The organism is Balnearium lithotrophicum (assembly GCF_900182585.1).
Classification (GTDB): Bacteria; Aquificota; Aquificia; order Desulfurobacteriales; family Desulfurobacteriaceae; genus Balnearium; species Balnearium lithotrophicum.
In genome coordinates this window covers 1-1781 of record NZ_FXTM01000047.1, presented here as the reverse complement: position 1 = coordinate 1781, position 1781 = coordinate 1, and the positions used below count along the sequence as shown (strand labels likewise).

The following is a 1781-nucleotide window of genomic DNA, read 5'->3' as shown; positions in this document are numbered from 1 at the left end:
GACTGAGCCGAAAGTTGATGAAATGAACAGGAAGTTATTTAGGTATCTGAACTTTTACAACTTCGTTAGGCCTCATCAAGGTCTTGGTTATAAGACTCCAGTAGAGAAGTTTGAGGAATATATTAAAAAACACCAGGGTGTCCACCATGTATTGAACGAGAACAAGGACTTGACAAACTTGAAAATTTTTACTATTGTTCCCCATCCAGATGCTCCATCTCTCCCTCCTCACAATTAGGCTGCCCCCAAGTAGGGGGCTCTTCTTTTAAGGAGAAAAAATTGAATACTCTGATTAAAGCCCCTTATATCGTTACCCATTCTGGGGAAGTAATTAAAAACGGTTCGGTTGTCGTAAAGGATGGAATAATTGATGCTTACTTTAAGGGAATTCCTGAAGGAAAGTTTCATAAAATAGTCAACTTAAAGGGATACCTTTATCCACCCTTTGTTAATGCTCACACCCACTTGGAGCTCTCAAACCTTTCCTTCAGTCCCGATAATTTTTCATCCTTCTTTGACTGGCTAATCTGGATTGTAGGAAAGAGACCTCTTCTAACAAAAGAAGACATTGAAAGGGCTTTAAAGAAAGCAGAAGGGGAACTCTTTTCCTTTGGAATATACTACGTTGGAGATATATCATCATTTGGTATTTCCCCCAAATTTAAATTTAAACACATTAAAGTTACTGCTTTTTCTGAGTTTATAGGCAGGAAATTTAACCCTGAAAGGTTGGCCTTTCCCCTTTCTGCCCACTCTATCTACTCCGTTTCATTTGAAGCACTTAAGAAAATTTCAAAGGAGAGTTTAGAAAGGGGATTCAAATTTCAAATGCACCTTGGAGAAACTGTTGAGGAGAAAAAGTTTGCAAGGTGTGAGGAAAACCTTTTTGAGAAGAGGATATATCCTCTCTTAGGTAGAAAGAGGTACGAATGGGTCTGTTCTAAGAATATTGTTGACTATATAGAAAAGGCTGGGGCTCTCAACGAGAACCTCATAGCGGTTCACTGTACAAATCTATCTGAAAGTGAACTTGATAGGTTAATGGAGGCAGGAGCTTCAATCGTTCTCTGTCCAAGAAGCAACCTTCACCTTAAAGTTGGATTCCCAAAGGTTGAACACCTGTTGGGCTATGACAAGTTAGGTCTTGGAACGGACGGTTTGAGTAGTAACGTTAATCTATCAATAACAGATGAATTAAGAACTCTTTACTACTCCCTAAGTGGAAGAGTGAGTGTCAGGGAGCTCTTTTCCCTGATTACAGTCTCTGGTGCAAAAGCTTTGGGCTTGGATGAATACTCAAAGGAACCTGTATTTACATTTTCACCTTCGGATGAACTTAAATTAGACCCGTTTAGCCATTTGCTCGATTCAAAGTCCGAGTTTAGGATTCTTAGAGTTTCTGAAAAAGTGTTGAAGTTCAGAAAGAAGGTGGACACCCTAAAATAAGATTTGAACTCCAACAAAAGGAGGTGTCCACCAATGAAACAATTAAAGAAATTCAAAGGAACATCCCTGCACATATCAAATACACCCTTCAAAAAAACAATCAAAAGAGGAACGAAAATAAAAACAAAACTCGACCTAACAAAAGACCCAAACGTGAGAAAAAGACTTAAATGGATTCAACATTACGAAAAACACCAAAATGCAAGACTAACCTGCAGATACTTCGGAATAAGTCCAACCACCTTCTACAAATGGAAAAATAGATACAAAAAGTACGGTTTAGAAGGCCTCAAAGACAGAAACAAAAGACCCCACAGAGTAAGACAACCTCAGAT

2 protein-coding genes and 1 pseudogene are annotated in these 1781 nt (G+C 38.6%); all 3 read left to right on the top strand.

All coding sequences use genetic code 11. The features are described from left to right. Window positions 1-238: pseudogene (locus FN732_RS09500) on the top strand (integrase core domain-containing protein); the annotation flags it as partial. Window positions 239-279: 41 nt separating this feature from the next. Beyond that, entirely contained in the window at window positions 280-1446 is a 1167-nt protein-coding gene (locus tag FN732_RS09495; RefSeq protein ID WP_142936294.1) for an amidohydrolase family protein, read from the top strand. A gap of 33 nt (window positions 1447-1479) precedes the next feature. After that, the coding region (locus tag FN732_RS09490; RefSeq protein WP_142933554.1) for a helix-turn-helix domain-containing protein at window positions 1480-1781 on the top strand (302 nt) is incomplete at its 3' end.